Below are 18,539 nucleotides of genomic sequence, written 5' to 3'. Positions count from 1 at the left end.
TTCATTGTCTGGTAGTTATGGCGAGAAGGTCACACCCGTTCCCATCCCGAACACGGTAGTTAAGCTTCTCTGCGCCGATGGTAGTTGGGGGCTTCCCCCTGTGAGAGTAGGTCGCTGCCGGGCAATTTGGAAGCACTTGGAATTATATTCCAAGTGCTTTTTGTTTGTAAACTTATTTGGGCGTGGAGCTTGCTAGAAGGGGCATTTTTCGTGTATAATTAAAGTCAATTATAGTCAAAGTCAATTTGGACGGCTGGGAAGGAGTATTCGGATGAGAAATATTTCTGATATTATTGAGGCCTACTTGAAGCAAGTTTTAGAATCGAATGAAGCTGTGGAGATTAAGCGGAGTGAAATTGCGAGTAAATTTGAATGTGTTCCTTCGCAAATTAATTATGTTATAAATACGCGTTTTACGATGGAACGTGGCTATATTGTTGAAAGCAAACGTGGCGGAGGCGGCTATATTCGGATTATTAAGGTTCGGATGAATGATAAGGTGCAGCTTTTGGATGCGATTATCGGGATGCTTCGAGATAAGAAGGTGTCACAGGCTTTTTCGGAGGATGTCATTTTACGGCTGTTGGAAGAGGATGTTGTGACGAAAAAAGAAGCGCGTATGATGGTTGCTGCTCTTGATCGCGAGGTTTTAATTATTCCACTACCAGATCGGGATATTTTACGGAGTCGTATTTTGGAAGCGATGCTAGTGGCGTTAAAATACGATTGATTGGGGCGGATGTTGAATGCTATGTGAGAAGTGTGGCAAGAATGAGGCGGTTACGCGAATTCAGGAGTTGCATGCTGATGGGACGATGAGTGTGTATTACTTGTGTGAAGACTGTGCGATTGAAGGTGAAATGGGGCAGTTGGATACTATTAATGATCTTGCGTTAGAGTTTTTATCCCTACTGGAGGAAGTTGCTTCTAAGCATTGTGCGCATTGTGGTTTGGAGTATGCGGCTTTTCAGGAGTCGAAACGTCTTGGTTGTGCGGAATGTTATGAGAGTTTTGCGGAACAGTTGGCTCCGACTTTGAGACGGGTGCAAAATGGGCATGTGCGGCATATTGGGAAGGTTCCGAAGATTTTTCAGGAGGAGATGGATACGGCGGCTGTGCTATCTGAACTTTCTGAGCAGCTCCAGAAGATGGTTGAGATGGAACGGTTTGAGGAGGCTGCTAGGCTGCGGGATCAGATTCGAGATTTGAAGTCGAGGAGGGAGAATTTGAATGGGGAAAGCGAATAAGATACTTTTGCCGGTTCTGAGTTCTTGGCTTGACTTGGATGGGGATGATTCGGATGTTGTGATGAGTTCGCGAATTCGAATTGCTCGCAATTTGGCGGAGGAGAAATTTCCTGCTGCGTTTGAAAGTGAGGCGCTTATATCACAGGTTGCTGGTGTTTTAGATGATGATTATGCGCTTTTTAAAATGGCGGACTTGTCGCTTTTGGAACGGGCGCTGCTTGTTGAAAAACATTTGATTAGTCCGTATTTGATGAACAAGAGTAAACTAGGCGCGGTTTTCATAAATGAAGCGGAAAATACAAGTGTGATGATAAATGAGGAGGACCATTTGCGAATTCAATGTATGGAACCGGGGCTTAGGCTTTTTGATGCTCTTGAACGGGCTATGCGTATTGAATCCGAAGTGGAGGACGTGGTGCCCTTTGCGTTTAATCCGGAACTTGGGTTTTTAACCAGTTGTGTGACAAATGTTGGTACTGGGCTGCGTGCTTCGGTTATGGTGCATTTGCCGGGACTTGTTTTGACGAAGCGATTTGGGAAAATGGCGGAAGCGATTAGAAGTGTTGGTTTTGTGGTAAGAGGAATATACGGGGAAGGTAGTGGCTCTCTCGGGCACATTTTTCAGATTTCGAATCAGGTGACACTTGGTAAAACGGAAGAAGAAATTGTGATGGATTTGACGCAGATGATGGAGCAGGTCATTATGCAGGAGCGTGTGAGCAGGACTCATTTGAAGCAGAAATTCCATATTACACTGGAAGACCGTATTTTTAGATCTTTTGGTTTGTTGAAAAATGCGCGTATGCTTACCATGCTGGAAAGTGCGAGTGCCATTTCTGATTTGCATTTAGGTATGGAGCTTGGTATTTTTGAGCATATTACTCGCCAAAAGATAAATGAATTGATACTATTTTCCCAACCAGCTTTCTTACGAAGGGCTGCAGGGCAAGATATGTTAGAGTTAGAAGAAAAAGTTATTCGTGCTTCTGTTATTCGTGACATTTTGCAAGACGTCTAACGGGAAGTGCCTTAAGGAGGAAAACGATATGATGTTTGGCCGGTTTACACAAAGAGCACAAAAAGTACTTGCTTTGTCACAAGAAGAAGCTATGCGTCTAAATCATAACAATTTAGGCACTGAGCATATTTTGCTTGGGCTTGTTCGTGAAGGTGAAGGTATTGCTGCGAAAGCGTTATATGAACTAGGCATTAGTGCTGAAAAGGTTCAACAAGAAGTAGAAGGTTTAATTGGTCAAGGTGAAAAAACAGTGACGACCATTCAATATACACCGCGTGCTAAAAAGGTTATCGAATTATCGATGGATGAAGCGCGCAAACTTGGACACACTTATGTAGGAACAGAACATATTTTACTTGGTTTAATTCGTGAAGGTGAGGGCGTTGCGGCGCGTGTACTTAGCAATTTAGGTGTGAGTTTGAATAAAGCGCGTCAGCAAGTCTTGCAACTTTTAGGCGGCGGGGATAGTGCGGCGTCTGGACGGCAGACGAATACACAGGCGACGCCGACACTTGATAGCTTGGCGCGTGATTTAACAGTGATTGCTCGGGAAGAGAACTTGGATCCGGTTATTGGTCGCGCGAAGGAAATTCAGCGTGTGATTGAAGTATTATCAAGACGGACAAAGAATAATCCCGTTTTAATTGGAGAGCCGGGGGTTGGTAAAACAGCGATTGCTGAGGGGTTGGCGCAGCAAATTGTGCGAAATGAAGTTCCGGAAACACTTCGCGGAAAGCGTGTGATGACGCTTGATATGGGGACTGTTGTTGCGGGTACGAAATATCGTGGTGAGTTTGAAGATCGTTTGAAAAAAGTGATGGATGAGATTCGTCAAGCTGGCAATGTGATTTTATTCATTGATGAGTTGCACACACTGATTGGTGCTGGTGGAGCGGAAGGCGCGATTGATGCTTCGAACATTTTGAAGCCACCTCTTGCTCGTGGGGAGCTCCAATGTATTGGGGCGACGACACTTGATGAGTATCGTAAATATATTGAAAAGGATGCGGCACTTGAAAGACGTTTCCAACCGATTAAAGTGGATGAGCCGAGTGTTGAAGAATCGATTCAAATTTTACACGGCTTGCGGGACCGTTATGAGGCACACCACCGTGTGGCAATTACGGATGAGGCGCTTGATGCGGCTGTTCGCTTGTCGGATCGCTATATTTCCGACCGTTTCTTGCCGGATAAGGCAATTGACGTGATTGATGAAGCAGGTTCGAAAGTGCGTTTAAAAGCGTATACGACACCTTCTGATTTGAAAGAGATGGAGCTTGAACTTGCGGAGCTGAAGAAGGAGAAAGACGCCGCTGTCCAAGGTCAAGAGTTTGAAAAAGCGGCATCATTCCGCGACCGTGAGCATAAACTTCGGAAAGCTTTGGAAGAAGAAAAGCTTAGTTGGAAGGAAAAACAAGGCCGAGATAACAGTCAAGTAACAGAAGATGTGGTGGCGGAAGTTGTAGCGAGCTGGACTGGAATTCCGGTTATGAAACTAGCGGAAACGGAAACAGATAAGCTACTAAACATGGAAAAATTACTGCACGAACGTGTGATTGGGCAAGACGAAGCGGTTAAAGCTGTGTCACTTGCGGTTAGACGTGCTCGTGCAGGGTTAAAAGATCCGAAACGCCCAATTGGGTCATTTATTTTCCTAGGTCCGACTGGGGTTGGGAAGACGGAATTAGCACGCGCGCTTGCTGAATCGATGTTTGGTGATGAGGATGCGATGATTCGCGTGGATATGTCGGAATACATGGAGAAATTCTCGACGGCACGATTAGTTGGGGCACCGCCTGGCTATGTCGGCTATGAGGAAGGCGGACAATTGACGGAAAAAGTTCGTCAAAAACCGTATTCTGTTGTTCTTTTAGATGAAATTGAAAAAGCGCATCCAGATGTGTTCAATATGTTATTGCAAGTTTTGGATGATGGTCGTTTAACCGATTCGAAAGGTAGAGTTGTTGATTTTCGTAATACGGTTATCATTATGACTTCCAATATTGGAGCGCAAGAAATGAAAGTGGATAAATCGATGGGCTTTAACGTTACTGATGTGACGAAGGACCATAAGGCGATGGAACATCGGGTCTTGCAGGAACTTAAAAAGGCGTTTCGCCCAGAGTTTATTAATCGGATTGATGAAACCATTGTCTTCCATTCGCTAACGGAAAAAGAATTGAAGCAAATTGTAACGCTGTTAACTGGGCAGCTTACAAGCCGGTTAGCGGAGCGTGACATCCACGTAAAAATGACAGACGGTGCGAAGTCTAAGATTGCGAAGGAAGGCTATGATCCGGAATACGGGGCGCGGCCGTTAAAACGTGCGATTCAAAAAAGTATCGAGGACCGCCTTTCAGAAGAGCTTTTGCGTGGTAATGTTCAGGTTGGGGATACAATTGAGATTGGCGTAAAAGATGGTGAGTTTGAGGTTCGTAAAAAGGATGCTAAAAAGCAGAAGGTAACAGCTAAAAAAGCAAAAGTAAAATAAGGCGTAAAGGCTTTTTTCGCGGGGAATCCGTGAGAAAAGCCTTTTTTTGAGGTGTCACAAACTTGAAAATACTTTTTTCACCAAAAAGAATATGCGTTCGTTTGTTCTATGTTACAATGGATTAGGTGGAGGGTGAGAATTATGGCAAAAGCGAGAAGAACAACTAAATTTGTCTGTGGCTCTTGTGGTTACGAGTCGCCAAAATGGATGGGGAAATGCCCAAATTGCGGAGAATGGAACCAAATGGTGGAGGCGCTCGAACCATCGAAGAAAGCGACAAGACAGACGTTTACACATACGGGTGAGGTGTCTAAGGCGACTAAAATTACGGATGTTGTGAGTGAACTGGAGAAACGTGTGCAAACGAATATGCCAGAGCTAAATCGTGTGCTTGGCGGCGGTGTGGTCGTTGGCTCGATGGTTTTAGTTGGCGGGGACCCTGGAATTGGGAAATCAACGCTTCTTTTGCAAGTTTCGGCGGCACTAACTTTGGCTGGAAAACGCGTGCTTTATATTTCTGGTGAGGAATCAGTTAAGCAGACGAAGCTTCGTGCAGAACGGCTCCATGTTTCAGGCGACAATTTATATGTATACGCGGAAACGAACTTGGAAGCTATTCAAGAAACGATTAATTTTATTGAACCGGATTTTGTTATTATTGATTCCATTCAAACGGTGTATCATCCGGATGTTACGAGTGCGGCGGGTAGCGTGTCACAAGTAAGAGAATCAACGGCCGCATTAATGCGGGTTGCGAAATTGCAAAATATTACAGTGTTTATTGTGGGGCACGTTACGAAAGAAGGCGCGATAGCTGGGCCTAGACTTCTTGAACATATGGTAGATACGGTGCTTTATTTTGAAGGTGAACGTCATCACGCTTACCGAATTTTACGCGCGGTCAAAAACCGGTTTGGCTCTACGAATGAAATTGGGATTTTTGAGATGCGTGATGTGGGGCTTGTTGAGGTTCAGAATCCTTCTGAAGTGTTTTTGGAGGAGCGGCTTGAGAATGCTTCTGGCTCTACAGTTGTGGCTTCCATGGAGGGAACAAGGCCGGTTCTTGTGGAAATTCAAGCACTTGTGTCTCCAACGATGTTTGGGAACGCGAAACGAATGGCAACGGGGCTTGATTACAATAAAGTGTCACTTATTATGGCTGTTCTTGAAAAACGAGTTGGTTTGCTTTTGCAAAATCAAGATGCGTATTTAAAAGCGGCGGGTGGCGTTAAATTAGATGAGCCAGCTGTAGATTTAGCTATTGCGGTAAGTATCGCTTCAAGCTATCATGATCGTCCGACAAACAGTACGGACTGCTTTATTGGGGAGCTTGGACTTACGGGTGAAGTGCGCCGTGTTGCACGAATTGAGGAACGTGTGAAGGAAGCGGCGAAGCTTGGATTTAAACGCATTTTTGTGCCAGCGAATAACCGTTTGGAAATTAAAATGCCGAGTGGTATTTCAATTATTGCAGTTGAAACGATTGCAGAAGCGTTAAAGAAAGCCTTGCCGAAATCTTAAGCTTTCTTTTAAGGAGAAAATTTGCGGGTTGTCTGTTTCATGGTGTAAAATGAAAGATGTATGAAGCAACGCACAAATATGAAATGAAGGGAGGAAAAAAGATGCTGAAATGGGTAATTAGAGCTTGTTTTGTTTTACTTGGTGGTACAGCGGGTGTTTTTATTTTGCCAGCCGTTTACGCGAAAATGGGTTTGGCAGACCACTTATGGCTTAATAATCCTTATGCCAATGCTTTTGTTGGTGCAATTATATTTTATCTTATTACTTTTTGGGCGGTGAAATATATAGAAGCCGCACTTAATTGGCTTGAGGAAAGATTAACAAAGATTTCGAGTGTGACCATTGTATACGGGGGACTAGGCCTGATTATTGGGCTGGTTATTGCATTTTTTGCAGGCAATGCGTTCAGTCAAACAAGGATTCCAATTATCAATTCGGTTGTGCCGATCGTTTTAACGCTTGTTTTGGGCTACCTTGGTTTTCGTGTGGGGATTAGTCGGCGGAATGAGCTAGGGACGCTGTTTTCTGGGAAAAATGTACGTAAGAAAGCGGCGGATTCGGCTGGTAGAGAAACTCAAAATAGCGACTCGATGGACTATAAAATTCTAGATACGAGTGTTATAATTGATGGGCGCATCGCGGATATTTTAATGACAGGATTTTTAAATGGCGTGATTGTGATACCGCTGTTTGTTTTGGCAGAACTGCAACATATTGCTGACTCATCAGATACGTTAAAACGGACTCGTGGTCGCCGTGGGCTGGATATTTTAAATCGTATTCAGAAGGAAGATAAGATTAAAGTTGAAATGTATGAAGGCGACTTTGAAGAAATTCCAGAAGTGGACAGTAAACTGGTTAAGCTGGCTAAAATAATGGGTGGCACCGTTGTAACGAATGATTACAATTTGAATAAGGTTTGCGAATTTCAGAATGTACCGGTGTTAAATATTAATGATTTGGCGAATGCGGTTAAACCGGTTGTTTTACCAGGCGAAAAAATGACAGTTCTTGTCGTGAAAGATGGCAAGGAGCATAATCAAGGCGTGGCGTATTTAGATGATGGCACGATGATTGTTGTGGAAGACGGGCGTAAATTTATGAATGAAACGATTGAAGTTGAGGTTACAAGTGTACTTCAGACGTCGGCAGGAAGAATGATTTTTGCAAAACCAAATTGATATTTGGATATTAGGCAGGAGTTAGTGTGAATGAACTATGAACTGATTTTTTTAGCGGCTGGGCAAGGAAAACGGATGAATGCCAAGCGAAATAAAATGTGGCTAGAGTTATTTGATGAGCCGATTTTTGTGCATGCTTTAAAGCCGTTTTTGGCTGATAGCCGCTGTAGTCATATTGTAATTGTTTGTCAGGCGGAGGAAACGGGTTTGGTGAGCGCGGCGCTTGGAAATCTTGAGTTAGCTGATACGTTTGTTGAAGTTGTGGCTGGGGGAACTGAACGGCAGTATAGTGTCAGGAATGGGTTAGCCAAATGTGACGCGGAGCAAATTGTTCTTGTCCATGATGGTGCTAGACCTTTTGTGACGCTTGATATTGTGGACCGGTTGCTTGATGCAGTTTCTGAAAAAGATGCTAGCATTTGTGCGGTGAAGGTGAAAGATACGGTGAAACGTGTTTCGCTTGGCCTAGTTCGAGAGACGGTTGATCGGGAAAATCTTTGGCAAATTCAGACGCCGCAAGCTTTTAAGTCATCGCTTTTAAAAGAGGCGCACGAGAAGGCGTTCGCGGAAGGCTTTCTTGGAACAGATGAAGCAAGTCTTGTTGAGCGTCTTTCTGCCCCGATAAGTGTTGTGGAAGGTAGTTATTACAACATTAAGTTGACAACACCTGAGGATATGCCGCTTGCGAAGGCGATTTTTGGTGAGATGGGAGGGAATGTTAGATGATTCGAATTGGTCAGGGCTATGATGTGCATCAGCTTGTGGCGGGTAGGAAGCTGATTATTGGTGGGATTGAGATTCCATATGAGAAGGGCTTACTTGGGCATAGTGATGCGGATGTGTTGCTTCATACGGTGACGGATGCGATTATTGGTGCTGTGGCTAGGCGTGATATTGGGCATTTCTTCCCGGATACGGATATGGCTTATAAGGATGCGGATTCGGCTGAGCTTTTGCTTAAAGTGTGGCAAGAGGTTAAGGCGGAAGGATACAAGTTATCCAATTTAGATTGTACGATTATTGCTGAGAAGCCAAAAATGGCGCCTTATGTGGATGCTATGAAAATACGGATTGCGGAGCTTTTAGATGCTTCGCCGTCAGAAGTGAATGTGAAAGCGACGACGACGGAAAAATTAGGTTTTACGGGTCGTGGCGAAGGAATAGCGAGTTTAGCGGTTGTACTGCTTGAAAAGTAAAAGGAGTGAATAGTTTTGGTTGAAAATAAGAAGGTTCGTGTACGGTATGCGCCAAGTCCAACTGGTTTTTTGCATATTGGGAATGCGCGTACGGCACTTTTTAATTATTTATTTGCAAGACATAATGATGGGGACTTTGTGATTCGTATTGAGGATACGGATTTAAAGCGTAACGTCTGGGACGGCGAGGAAAGCCAACTTAGAAATTTGAAATGGCTTGGGATTGACTGGGATGAAGGCATTGATAAGCCAGGTAAGTACGGACCGTATCGCCAGTCGGAACGTAAAGCGATTTATGATCCACTTTTGGAACAGCTTTTAGAAGAAGGTAAGGCGTATAAGTGTTACTGTACGGAGGAAGAACTCGAGGCGGAACGCGAGGCGCAAAAAGCACGTGGTGAAATGCCACGTTACGGCGGGAAATGTCGCCATCTAACTGATGCTGAACGTGCTGAAAAAGAAGCAGCAGGGCTAAAACCGAGCATTCGTTTTGCTGTGCCAGAAAATGAGACGATTACATTTAATGATATGGTAAAAGATGATGTTTCTTTTGATACGAATGGCATTGGCGACTTTGTTATTGGGAAAAAAGATGGTATGCCAACGTATAATTTTGCGGTGGCTGTGGATGACCACTTGATGGAAATGACGCATGTTCTTCGCGGTGATGACCATATTTCCAATACGCCGAAACAAATTATGATTTATGATGCGTTTGGTTGGGAAGCACCAATTTTTGGTCATATGACGCTGATTGTTAATGAAAGTAGACGCAAACTCAGCAAGCGTGATGGTTCAATCATTCAGTTCATTGAGCAGTATCGCGACTTAGGCTATCTTCCAGAAGCGCTATTTAACTTTATTGCGATGCTTGGATGGTCGCCAGAGGGTGAGGAAGAAATTTTCTCGAAGGAAGAATTTATCAAAATTTTCGACCCGAATCGGCTCTCGAAATCGCCTGCACTCTTTGATACAAACAAATTGACGTGGGTGAACAACCAATACGTGAAGAAGCTCCCGCTAAACGATGTGGTCGAACTTTCTTTACCACACTTGCAAAAAGCGGGCGTGGTGCCTGAGCAATTGGATGCGGAAGAACTAGAATGGGTACACAAATTGGTGTCGCTATATCATGAACAAATGAGTTATGGCGCGGAAATCGTGGGCTTGACGGAAATGTTCTTTGCGGATGCTGGCCAATTGAATTTCGACGAGGAAGAACAGGCGGTGCTAGCTGAGGATACGGTGCCGGTTGTCATTCGTGCCTTCGCAAATGAGGTGGCAAGTTTGGATCCGTTCGTGGCGGATGAAGTCAAAGCGGCCATCAAACGCGTGCAAAAGGAAACTGGTGTGAAAGGAAAAGGCCTCTTCATGCCGATTCGTATTGTCGCAACTGGTGAGATGCATGGCCCTGAATTGCCGCTTGCAATTGAAGTTTTGGGCAAGGAAAAGGTTTTAAGTCGTCTAAATGGCTGGCTGAAAAAATAAACTGAAAGGACGTTGTGAGGCAGAAGCGCCTCCGCGTTCTTTTTGCTTTATTCCCAAATAATAATGGTTGCGATTCTCGTTTTTGTTGTTATAATAGAAGTACTATAGTTGTCCGAAAACGGTGATGGGAAGAAGTACGGAGTTGCGCGCTTACAGAGAGAGCCATGTTGCTGCGATTGGCTTAGCTCAACAACTCCTGAAATGCATCCCTGAGTTCTAGTGGGAAATGCGAAGAGTATCACTAGACGTCAACAGGTCGTTACCCCTGTATACAAGGTGGGGCTTGATATTTCAAGCCCAATCAGAGTGGAACCGCGCAAGACGTCTCTGTATGGGGGTGTCTTTTTGTTTGGGCTCTTACGGGCTAAGCCCGTTAGAGCCCAAATATAAGAACGAGCAAAGCGAGTTGTTAATCCAAGGTTTTAACCTTACGGGCTAAGCCCGTTAGAGCCCAAATATAAGAACGAGCAAAGCGAGTTGTTAATCCATGCATTTATACATAAAGGGCTAAGCCCACATGAAGACTACACGTGCACGAGCGAAGGCGAGTTTGTGCCCACAAACGCAAAACACCCAAAATCCAACCCAATGGAGGAACTGAAAATGGCAAGGAAATTTATAGAGGATTTAGATACTGTCATCAAAAATGACCCGGCGACGCGCAAACGAATCGATGCTTTTTTCACAAATGCAGGGGTCCACGCTATCTGGATTTACCGTGTGGCACATTTTTTCTATCAACATAATATGATTGTGTTGTCGAAGATGCTATCACAATTTGCGCGGTTTATGACAAATATTGAAATTCACCCTGGGGCTGTGATTGGCAGACGCTTGTTTATTGACCACGGGGCGGGGGTTGTCATTGGGGAGACGGCTGAACTTGGAACGGACGTGATTTTGTTTCATGGTGTTACACTTGGCGGGACGGGAAAAGATACAGGGAAGCGGCATCCGACGGTTCGAAACGGGGTGCTGATTTCAGCGGGCGTTAAAATACTTGGGCCTGTTGAAGTTGGTACGGAAGCAAAAATAGGGGCTGGAGCTGTTGTTTTAAAGGATGTTCCACCGTGTGCGACAGTAGTCGGAATTCCTGCAAAAGTGGTGCGGCTAAACGGGCGCACAGTGGCGCATACAGAGCCAAACTTGGAAAGCCTTTTTGAAAGAATCGAACAGTTAGAAGAAAAAATAGCGAAATTTGAACGAGGAGCTGGTGAATAAGATGTCTTTGCAAATTTATAATACGTTGACGCGTGAAAAGGAGATTTTCAAACCGATAAATGATGGGAAAGTAAAAATGTATGTCTGCGGACCGACTGTGTACAACTATATCCACATTGGGAATGCGCGGCCGATTATTGTGTTTGACACGGTGCGCCGGTATTTCACGTATCGCGGGTATGATGTGCAGTTTGTATCGAATTTCACGGATGTGGATGATAAGTTGATTCGCGCGGCGGAGGAGCTCAAGCTTACGGTTCCGGAAGTGGCGGATAAATTTATTGGCGCGTATTTTGATGATGTCGACCAGCTAAACGTGGCGAAAGCGACGGTGAATCCTCGTGTGACGGAAAATATGGATGAAATTATTGATTTTATTTCGGCACTCATTGAAAAGGGCTTTGCGTATAAGTCTGGCGGGGACGTGTATTACCGCACGAAAAAATTTGATGGCTACGGGAAATTATCGCATCAGCCGCTGACGGAGCTTCAGATGGGCGCGCGAATTGAGGCGAATGAATTGAAAGAAGACCAGCTTGATTTTGTTCTTTGGAAAAGTGCGAAACCAGGCGAGATTTTTTGGGAGAGTCCGTTTGGCAAGGGGCGTCCGGGCTGGCATATTGAGTGCTCGACGCTTGCACGCAAATATTTAGGCGACACGATTGATATCCACGCAGGCGGTCAAGATTTGATTTTCCCACATCACGAGGATGAAATTGCGCAATCGGAAGCGTTAACGGGCAAAACTTTTGCGAATTACTGGATGCATAACGGCTTTTTAAACATTGATGGGGAAAAAATGTCGAAGTCGCTTGGGAATTTTATTACGCTACATGACGTTTTAGAGGACCATGACCCGAATGTGATTCGGTTTTTCATGCTTTCTGTTCATTACCGCAGACCGATTTCGCTTAGCGATGCGACACTAAATGATGCGGAAAATGGGCTCGAACGCCTGCGGACGACGTATCACAATTTGGACTACCGGATTCAGTCGGTGGAGGAAGATTTTAGCGACGCGGAGCACAAAGAAGAATGGCTTGAGCAACTTACGGAGCTAAAAATGCAATTTGAAGATGAAATGGACGATGATTTCAATACGGCGAATGCGATTACAGCTTTTCATGAGCTTGCTAAACGCGCGAATATTTATTTGACACGTGACCACGTTTCGGTGACTGTTTTACGTGAGTTTTATAGCATGATGCGTTTGTTTGCAGAAGTTTTAGGGGTTCGCCTTGCGGGAACTTCGGCAGCCACGCTTGATGACGCTGAAATTGATGCCCTCATTGAGGAACGCTTACAAGCACGAAATGAGCGAAACTTCGCGCGCGCCGATGAAATTCGTGATTTGCTCAAAGAAAAAGAGATTATTTTGGAAGACACAGCACACGGTACGCGCTGGAAACGAGGGTAAGAAATGGCGAAGGTGAAAGACTACAAACAGCTGAACGGCCTTGCGCTCGCGTACATGGGCGATGCGGTTTACGAGCAACATATTCGGCTCTACTTATTAAAACTAGGGAAAACAAAACCCAATCAGTTGCAAAAAAAAGCGACGGAATTTGTTTCGGCGAAAGGGCAGGCAAAAGTTTTAAACACGCTCTTAGAACGCGGCTTTTTAACGGAAGACGAAACGGCTGTTTATAAACGCGGTCGCAATGCGAAATCCTACTCGCTACCTAAAAACACAGATGCGGCGACATACAATTTATCGAGCGCATTTGAGGCGGTCATTGGTTATTTGTATTTGGGTGAGGAAGAAAATCGGCTTATGGAATGGCTAGATGCGGCAGTTCAGATTATCGAGGAGGGGAACTAATATGGAACAAAATGAAGAATGGATTGGCGGCAGAAACCCTGTACTCGAAGTGCTCCGTTCAGGTCGCGACATTCATAAAATTATTATTTCAGAAGGCTCGCAAAAAGGAGTCATGAAACAAATTATTGGCCTTGCCAAAGAGCGACACGTGGAAGTGCGTTTTGTCCCAAAAGCAAAGGTTGATAAAGTAGTACCGGGTTCAAATCAAGGTGTGGCGGCACAAATTGCGGCGTATCGCTACTTTGAGTTAGAAGATTTATTTCGCGCAGCGGAACAAAAAGATGAGTTGCCATTTTTCATTATTCTTGATGAACTGGAAGATCCACATAACTTGGGCTCGATTATGCGTACAGCTGATTCTGTAGGGGCGCACGGGATTATTATTCCGAAACGCCGTTCAGTAAGCTTGACGCAAACAGTGGCGAAGGCTTCAACAGGTGCGATTGAATATGTTCCCGTTGTGCGCGTGACGAACATTACGAAAACGATGGAAGACTTGCAAAAAAGAGGTTTATGGATTTTTGGTACGGATGCGTCTGGCAGCAGTGACTACCGCACGATGGATGCGGATTTGCCGCTCGCGCTTGTGATAGGCAGTGAAGGCCGCGGAATGAGTCGCCTTGTGCGCGAAAAATGTGACTTCCTGATTCACTTGCCAATGGTCGGAAAAGTAACGTCTTTAAATGCATCGGTCGCAGCTAGTATTTTGCTCTATGAAGTTTATAGGAAGAGAAATCCACTGGAATGAACCGCGTTTTGCTGGTTGATGGCTATAATGTAATCGGTGCATGGCCTGAACTTGCTCGTCTAAAAGATTATGACCTCGAAGCAGCCAGAAATACTCTTATCGCCTGGATGGCAGAATACAAAAGTTATACAGGCTACCGCGTAGTAATCGTATTTGATGCACAATATGTGCGCAAAGTGGAGCGGAAAATGACACGAAATAAAGTAGAAATTGTTTTTACAAAAGAAGATGAGACTGCGGACGAATATATTGAACGAAAAGCAATTGAATGGAAAAACGCTAAAACGCAAATTATGGTCGCAACAAGTGATTATACGGAGCAGTGGGCGATTTTTGGGCAAGGCGCGTTACGAATTTCCTCACGCGAATTGCTTTTTGAAATTCAAGAAATGAGCCGTACAATTGACCGGAAAATGAAACGGATTCGTGCCGAAATGCCAAAATCAAAGCTGGATTTAGATTCTGAAACAATAAAACGCTTAGAAATGTGGCGCAGAGGCGAAAAATAAAGGTTGACGATGCGGGAGTGAACTCTGTATAATAAAGCAAAATCTTTAGCAAAGGAGCCAAATCGAATTGACGAAAGAACAAAATCAGGAAATGGATTTGCTGACACTTGCTAGAGGAGGAAACACGGAAGCGCTTGAATATTTCTTTGATAAGTATCAAAGCGTGGTTTACTGGAAAGCGACCCAATATTTTTTGCAGGGTGCCGACCGTGAAGATTTAATTCAAGAAGGCATGATTGGGCTTTTTAAAGCTATTCGGGATTACAATCCGGAGAAAGCGGCTTCGTTTAAATCATTTGCAGAAATTTGTATTAATAGGCAGCTTTTATCGGCGGTCAAGCGCGGGGCACGAAAGAAAAATAATCCGCTTAATCAATCGATTTCTCTTGACACACCAATGAGCTCGGACGATGAGCTAGACTGGACGCTCATCGATGTCATCTCGGAAAAGCAAGCGGAAACCCCGGAAGATTTTTTAATCAAAAATGAAGATTTTACAAATGTTGCAAAGAAGCTCGAGGCGCTCACGAGTGAATTCGAGCGAAATGTTTTGAAGCAGTATTTAGAGGGAAAAAGTTATCATGAAATGGCGGTAGCTTTTAAGGTGAAGGAGAAAGCAATCGATAATGCTTTGCAGCGCATCAAACGAAAGATGACGAAAGACTTATGAACGGCTTTATGGCAGTTTTGTCACAAAAATTCGTTTGACTTGAACTTTATGAGATGATATATTTATAGAGATGCAAAGTCTTCTAATAAGACTACGCAAATGAGAGTAGCGGAGTTGACGGAAGCATATGAAGAAAAAAACATCACTTGCTTGTAGCGAGTGCGGTTCAAGAAATTATTCAATTAGTGCCAGTGGTTCGCATAAACAAGTTCGTTTAGAGGTTAAGAAATTTTGCCGGCACTGTAATAAACACACTTTACATCGAGAAACAAAATAGTTTTAATTGGAGGTTTAAACATGTCTGCGATTTCAAGATTTTTTAAAAACGTGACGTCTGAAATGCGAAAAGTGACTTGGCCAACTAGAAAAGAATTGACAAGTTACACGGTAACAGTTGTCATTACGGTTATTTTATTTGCTGTATTCTTTATGCTGTTAGACTTTGGAATTGAACAGCTTATTCAACTTATTCTGTAATGCTGGGCAATTTTAAAAATTAATGGTATAATACTACTTGTGATGAAACCCGAGTGAATCCGGGTTTTTTGTTTTGGCTGAATCGAAAACAAAGGAGGATGGTGACAAAAGGTGTCGCCAACTAACAAATGGAAAAAAATTGGTATGTCGTCCACACTTACTCGGGCTATGAAAATAAAGTAAAAGCTAACTTGGAAAAACGTGTTGAATCAATGGGCATGTCGGATAAAATCTTCCGCGTTATTGTCCCAGAAGAAGATGAAACAGAAGTGAAAAATGGTAAAACAAAAACGATTAAACGTAAAGTATTCCCAGGTTATGTGCTTGTTGAAATCGTGATGACAGATGACTCTTGGTACGTTGTTCGTAATACACCGGGCGTTACGGGATTCGTTGGTTCCGCTGGTTCAGGCTCAAAACCAACAGCCCTTTTACCTGAAGAAGCTGATCGCATTCTGAAGAGCATGGGCATGATGGATAAACTGCTTGATGCTGACTTTGAAATTGGTGAAACGGTTATGGTTAAAGAAGGTCCGTTTGCTGATTACTCTGGTAAAGTCGACGAAATGGATATGGATAAAGGTAAAGCAAAAGTTATGGTCAACATGTTCGGTCGGGAAACTCCGGTTGAAGTTGATTTCAATCAGATTGAGAAAATTTAATTGGAAGGCGCAGTTCCGTTTTGGAGCTGTGTTTTTTTTGAACGAACGGAAGAACAGCAAGCCTTATTTAAAGAAGGAATAGAAGCTGATTTTTTTTCAGATACAGAGGAACTGCTAGAAAAAGTCGCGTTTTATCATGCTAAGCCAGAACTAAGGGAATCAATTCGGCAAAAAGGATATGAAAAGGTGCTGCAGCTCGACGCCACTTATGCGCGCCGTATACAGGAAATCTTAGCTTTTTAACAAAGAAAATGGTCTTGCAATTGTGTTTTTAAAGTGGTATCATGTATAAGTACGTTTTTGCGTATGTTTCACGTGGGAGGGGAAATCTTAATCCCCATTTAACCACAGCACGGACTTAAGGAGGTATGTCTCGTGGCTAAAAAAGTTATTAAAGAAGTTAAACTTCAAATTCCAGCAGGGAAAGCAAATCCTGCACCTCCAGTTGGACCTGCACTAGGTCAAGCTGGTGTTAATATCATGGGATTCTGTAAAGAGTTTAACGCTCGTACAGCCGATCAAGCTGGTCTTATCATTCCTGTTGTAATCAGTGTATTTGAAGACCGTTCGTTTACGTTCATCACGAAAACTCCACCAGCTGCAGTATTGCTTAAAAAAGCTGCTAAAGTGGAAAAAGGTTCTGGTGAGCCTAACCGTAACAAAGTTGCAACTGTAACTCGTGCTCAAGTACAAGAAATTGCTGAGCTTAAAATGCCTGACCTAAATGCTGCAAACGTTGAGTCTGCAATGCGTATGGTTGAAGGTACAGCTCGTTCTATGGGATTCGTAGTAGAAGACTAAGAAAAAAGCAATTTGAACAATAAGGAGGAAAAGAAATGGCTAAGAAAGGTAAAAAGTATCAAGATGCTTTGAAAAAAGTAGATACAACAAAAGCGTATTCTGTTGAAGAAGCAGTAGCGCTTGCTAAAGAAATTGATTTCGCCGGTTTCGATGCAACTGTTGAAGTAGCATTTCGTCTTGGCGTAGACCCTAAAAAAGCGGACCAACAAATCCGTGGTGCCGTAGTATTACCAAACGGTACTGGTAAAACACAACGCGTTTTAGTTTTCGCTAAAGGAGAAAAAGCAAAAGAAGCTGAAGCTGCTGGCGCTGACTTCGTTGGAGATGCTGAATTTGTTGAAAAAATCAACCAAGGTTGGTTTGACTTTGATGTTATCGTAGCTACACCTGATATGATGGGTGAAGTTGGTAAATTAGGTCGTGTCTTAGGACCAAAAGGCTTAATGCCAAACCCTAAAACGGGTACAGTTACTATGGACGTAACAAAAGCTGTTAATGAAATTAAAGCTGGTAAAGTGGAATACCGTGTTGATAAAGCTGGTAACATTCACACTGCTATTGGTAAAGTTTCGTTTGACACTGATAAATTAATTGAAAACTTCCGTACTGTAAATGATGTATTACAAAAAGCGAAACCAGCTGCTGCCAAAGGTACTTACGTGAAAAACTTAAGCGTAACAACTACTTTTGGACCTGGTATCCAAGTTGATCCATCTTCTTTATAAAACGTACTTGACGACCTAACGAATCTTTGATAAGATATGATAGGCTTAAAAAGTGAATATCCTTACCGTAGACAGCAGGTACGCATTTGCGTTTAAATATGCCCGCCGAGGATTTTAGATGAACAGGACATTTTTGTCTTGTGATTGAACCCTTGCTGTTACGGTGGCAAGGGTTTTATTATGTAGCCATTTTGGCGTTTAGACTATGGACGGAGGTGTAAAAATGAGTAAAATTTTAGAAGCTAAACAAAGTGCAGTTGATGAAATTTCAGCTAAACTTGCAGATAGCGTATCTACAGTTATCGTGGACTATCGTGGACTAAATGTATCTGAGATTACTGAATTACGTAAGCAATTACGTGAAGCAGGCGTAGAATTTAAAGTATACAAAAACACATTAGTACGTCGTGCAGTAGAAGCTAAAGGTTTTGAAGGACTTCAAGAAGTGCTTACTGGACCAAACGCTATTGCTTTCAGTAACGAAGACGTTGTTCTTCCAGCTAAAATTTTGAATGACTTCGCGAAAGATCACGAAGCGCTTGAAATTAAAGCAGGTATCATTGAAGGGAATGTTTCTTCTCTTGATGAAATCAAAGCTCTTGCAACACTTCCATCTCGCGAAGGTTTGCTATCTATGCTTTGCAACGTATTACAAGCTCCTGTTCGCAACCTTGCTCTTGCTACAAAAGCAGTTGCGGATCAAAAAGCTGAACAAGAAGCTTAATTACCGGGTGTTAGCCCAATAAAAAAATTAAAACAATA

At 43.4% G+C, this 18,539-nt stretch carries 22 protein-coding genes, 1 rRNA gene and 2 other annotated features; all 23 genes read left to right on the top strand.

Annotated elements, in window-relative coordinates; all coding sequences use genetic code 11:
* The first annotated feature begins 7 nt into the window (after positions 1–7).
* Positions 8–123 (top strand): 5S ribosomal RNA (gene rrf, locus CFS04_RS12530).
* Between the two features lie 148 nt (positions 124–271).
* The gene (locus CFS04_RS12525; RefSeq protein WP_088811022.1) at positions 272–730 is read left to right on the top strand and encodes a CtsR family transcriptional regulator; all 459 of its coding nucleotides are present in this window, start codon (positions 272–274) and stop codon (positions 728–730) included.
* 16 nt (positions 731–746) lie between these two features.
* On the top strand, positions 747–1,247 hold the full coding sequence (locus tag CFS04_RS12520; RefSeq protein WP_088811021.1) for a UvrB/UvrC motif-containing protein: 501 nt from the start codon (positions 747–749) through the stop codon (positions 1,245–1,247).
* Entirely contained in the window at positions 1,231–2,265 is a 1,035-nt protein-coding gene (locus tag CFS04_RS12515; RefSeq protein ID WP_088811020.1) for a protein arginine kinase, read from the top strand. Before CFS04_RS12520 ends, CFS04_RS12515 begins: the two co-directional genes overlap by 17 nt.
* 28 nt (positions 2,266–2,293) lie before the next feature.
* On the top strand, positions 2,294–4,756 hold the full coding sequence (locus tag CFS04_RS12510; RefSeq protein WP_088811019.1) for an ATP-dependent Clp protease ATP-binding subunit: 2,463 nt from the start codon (positions 2,294–2,296) through the stop codon (positions 4,754–4,756).
* Between the two features lie 141 nt (positions 4,757–4,897).
* Entirely contained in the window at positions 4,898–6,277 is a 1,380-nt protein-coding gene (gene radA / locus CFS04_RS12505; protein ID WP_088811018.1) for a DNA repair protein RadA, read from the top strand.
* A gap of 101 nt (positions 6,278–6,378) precedes the next feature.
* Entirely contained in the window at positions 6,379–7,458 is a 1,080-nt protein-coding gene (locus CFS04_RS12500) for a PIN/TRAM domain-containing protein (RefSeq protein ID WP_088811017.1), read from the top strand.
* 30 nt (positions 7,459–7,488) lie between these two features.
* Positions 7,489–8,184, top strand: coding sequence for a 2-C-methyl-D-erythritol 4-phosphate cytidylyltransferase (ispD, locus tag CFS04_RS12495; RefSeq protein WP_088811016.1), 696 nt, complete (start codon positions 7,489–7,491; stop codon positions 8,182–8,184).
* Entirely contained in the window at positions 8,181–8,654 is a 474-nt protein-coding gene (gene ispF / locus CFS04_RS12490) for a 2-C-methyl-D-erythritol 2,4-cyclodiphosphate synthase (RefSeq protein WP_088811015.1), read from the top strand. Before ispD ends, ispF begins: the two co-directional genes overlap by 4 nt.
* Positions 8,655–8,669: 15 nt before the next feature.
* Complete coding sequence (gene gltX / locus CFS04_RS12485) at positions 8,670–10,142, top strand: glutamate--tRNA ligase (protein ID WP_088811014.1); 1,473 nt, start codon at positions 8,670–8,672, stop codon at positions 10,140–10,142.
* Positions 10,143–10,254: 112 nt separating this feature from the next.
* Positions 10,255–10,474: a binding site (T-box leader), on the top strand.
* A 271-nt stretch (positions 10,475–10,745) separates the two neighbouring features.
* Positions 10,746–11,363: a serine O-acetyltransferase EpsC gene (epsC, locus tag CFS04_RS12480; RefSeq protein WP_088811013.1), complete on the top strand. Its 618-nt coding sequence runs from the start codon at positions 10,746–10,748 to the stop codon at positions 11,361–11,363.
* A 1-nt stretch (position 11,364) separates the two neighbouring features.
* On the top strand, positions 11,365–12,780 hold the full coding sequence (gene cysS, locus CFS04_RS12475; RefSeq protein ID WP_088811012.1) for a cysteine--tRNA ligase: 1,416 nt from the start codon (positions 11,365–11,367) through the stop codon (positions 12,778–12,780).
* A gap of 3 nt (positions 12,781–12,783) precedes the next feature.
* The gene (locus tag CFS04_RS12470) at positions 12,784–13,185 is read left to right on the top strand and encodes a Mini-ribonuclease 3 (RefSeq protein ID WP_088811011.1); all 402 of its coding nucleotides are present in this window, start codon (positions 12,784–12,786) and stop codon (positions 13,183–13,185) included.
* A 1-nt stretch (position 13,186) separates the two neighbouring features.
* A complete protein-coding gene (rlmB, locus tag CFS04_RS12465) occupies positions 13,187–13,933 on the top strand; it encodes a 23S rRNA (guanosine(2251)-2'-O)-methyltransferase RlmB (protein WP_088811010.1) in 747 nt (248 codons plus the stop codon).
* The gene (locus tag CFS04_RS12460) at positions 13,930–14,442 is read left to right on the top strand and encodes an NYN domain-containing protein (protein ID WP_088811009.1); all 513 of its coding nucleotides are present in this window, start codon (positions 13,930–13,932) and stop codon (positions 14,440–14,442) included. The genes rlmB and CFS04_RS12460 overlap by 4 nt, the downstream gene beginning before the upstream one ends.
* Positions 14,443–14,533: 91 nt before the next feature.
* Positions 14,534–15,112 (top strand): RNA polymerase factor sigma-70, encoded by a 579-nt coding sequence (locus CFS04_RS12455; RefSeq protein ID WP_088811024.1) that lies wholly within the window; start codon positions 14,534–14,536, stop codon positions 15,110–15,112.
* Between the two features lie 127 nt (positions 15,113–15,239).
* Positions 15,240–15,389 (top strand): 50S ribosomal protein L33, encoded by a 150-nt coding sequence (gene rpmG / locus CFS04_RS12450; RefSeq protein WP_007471971.1) that lies wholly within the window; start codon positions 15,240–15,242, stop codon positions 15,387–15,389.
* Between the two features lie 20 nt (positions 15,390–15,409).
* Positions 15,410–15,589, top strand: a complete 180-nt coding sequence (gene secE / locus CFS04_RS12445) for a preprotein translocase subunit SecE (protein ID WP_088811008.1) — start codon at positions 15,410–15,412, stop codon at positions 15,587–15,589.
* Between the two features lie 128 nt (positions 15,590–15,717).
* Positions 15,718–16,251 (top strand): transcription termination/antitermination protein NusG, encoded by a 534-nt coding sequence (nusG, locus tag CFS04_RS12440; RefSeq protein WP_088811007.1) that lies wholly within the window; start codon positions 15,718–15,720, stop codon positions 16,249–16,251.
* Positions 16,252–16,494, top strand: coding sequence for a glycosyltransferase (locus tag CFS04_RS12435; protein WP_255377794.1), 243 nt, complete (start codon positions 16,252–16,254; stop codon positions 16,492–16,494).
* A 132-nt stretch (positions 16,495–16,626) separates the two neighbouring features.
* Entirely contained in the window at positions 16,627–17,052 is a 426-nt protein-coding gene (rplK, locus tag CFS04_RS12430; protein ID WP_007471922.1) for a 50S ribosomal protein L11, read from the top strand.
* A 35-nt stretch (positions 17,053–17,087) separates the two neighbouring features.
* Entirely contained in the window at positions 17,088–17,777 is a 690-nt protein-coding gene (rplA, locus tag CFS04_RS12425; RefSeq protein ID WP_088811006.1) for a 50S ribosomal protein L1, read from the top strand.
* Positions 17,778–17,824: 47 nt separating this feature from the next.
* Positions 17,825–17,965 (top strand) — a sequence feature (ribosomal protein L10 leader region).
* 35 nt (positions 17,966–18,000) lie between these two features.
* Positions 18,001–18,501, top strand: a complete 501-nt coding sequence (rplJ, locus tag CFS04_RS12420; protein WP_088811005.1) for a 50S ribosomal protein L10 — start codon at positions 18,001–18,003, stop codon at positions 18,499–18,501.
* Positions 18,502–18,539: the final 38 nt, after the last annotated feature.

This window comes from Listeria sp. ILCC796, from assembly GCF_900186175.1.
GTDB classification, from domain to species: Bacteria; Bacillota; Bacilli; order Lactobacillales; family Listeriaceae; genus Listeria; species Listeria goaensis.
This window is presented reverse-complemented; position numbering and strand designations above follow the sequence as displayed.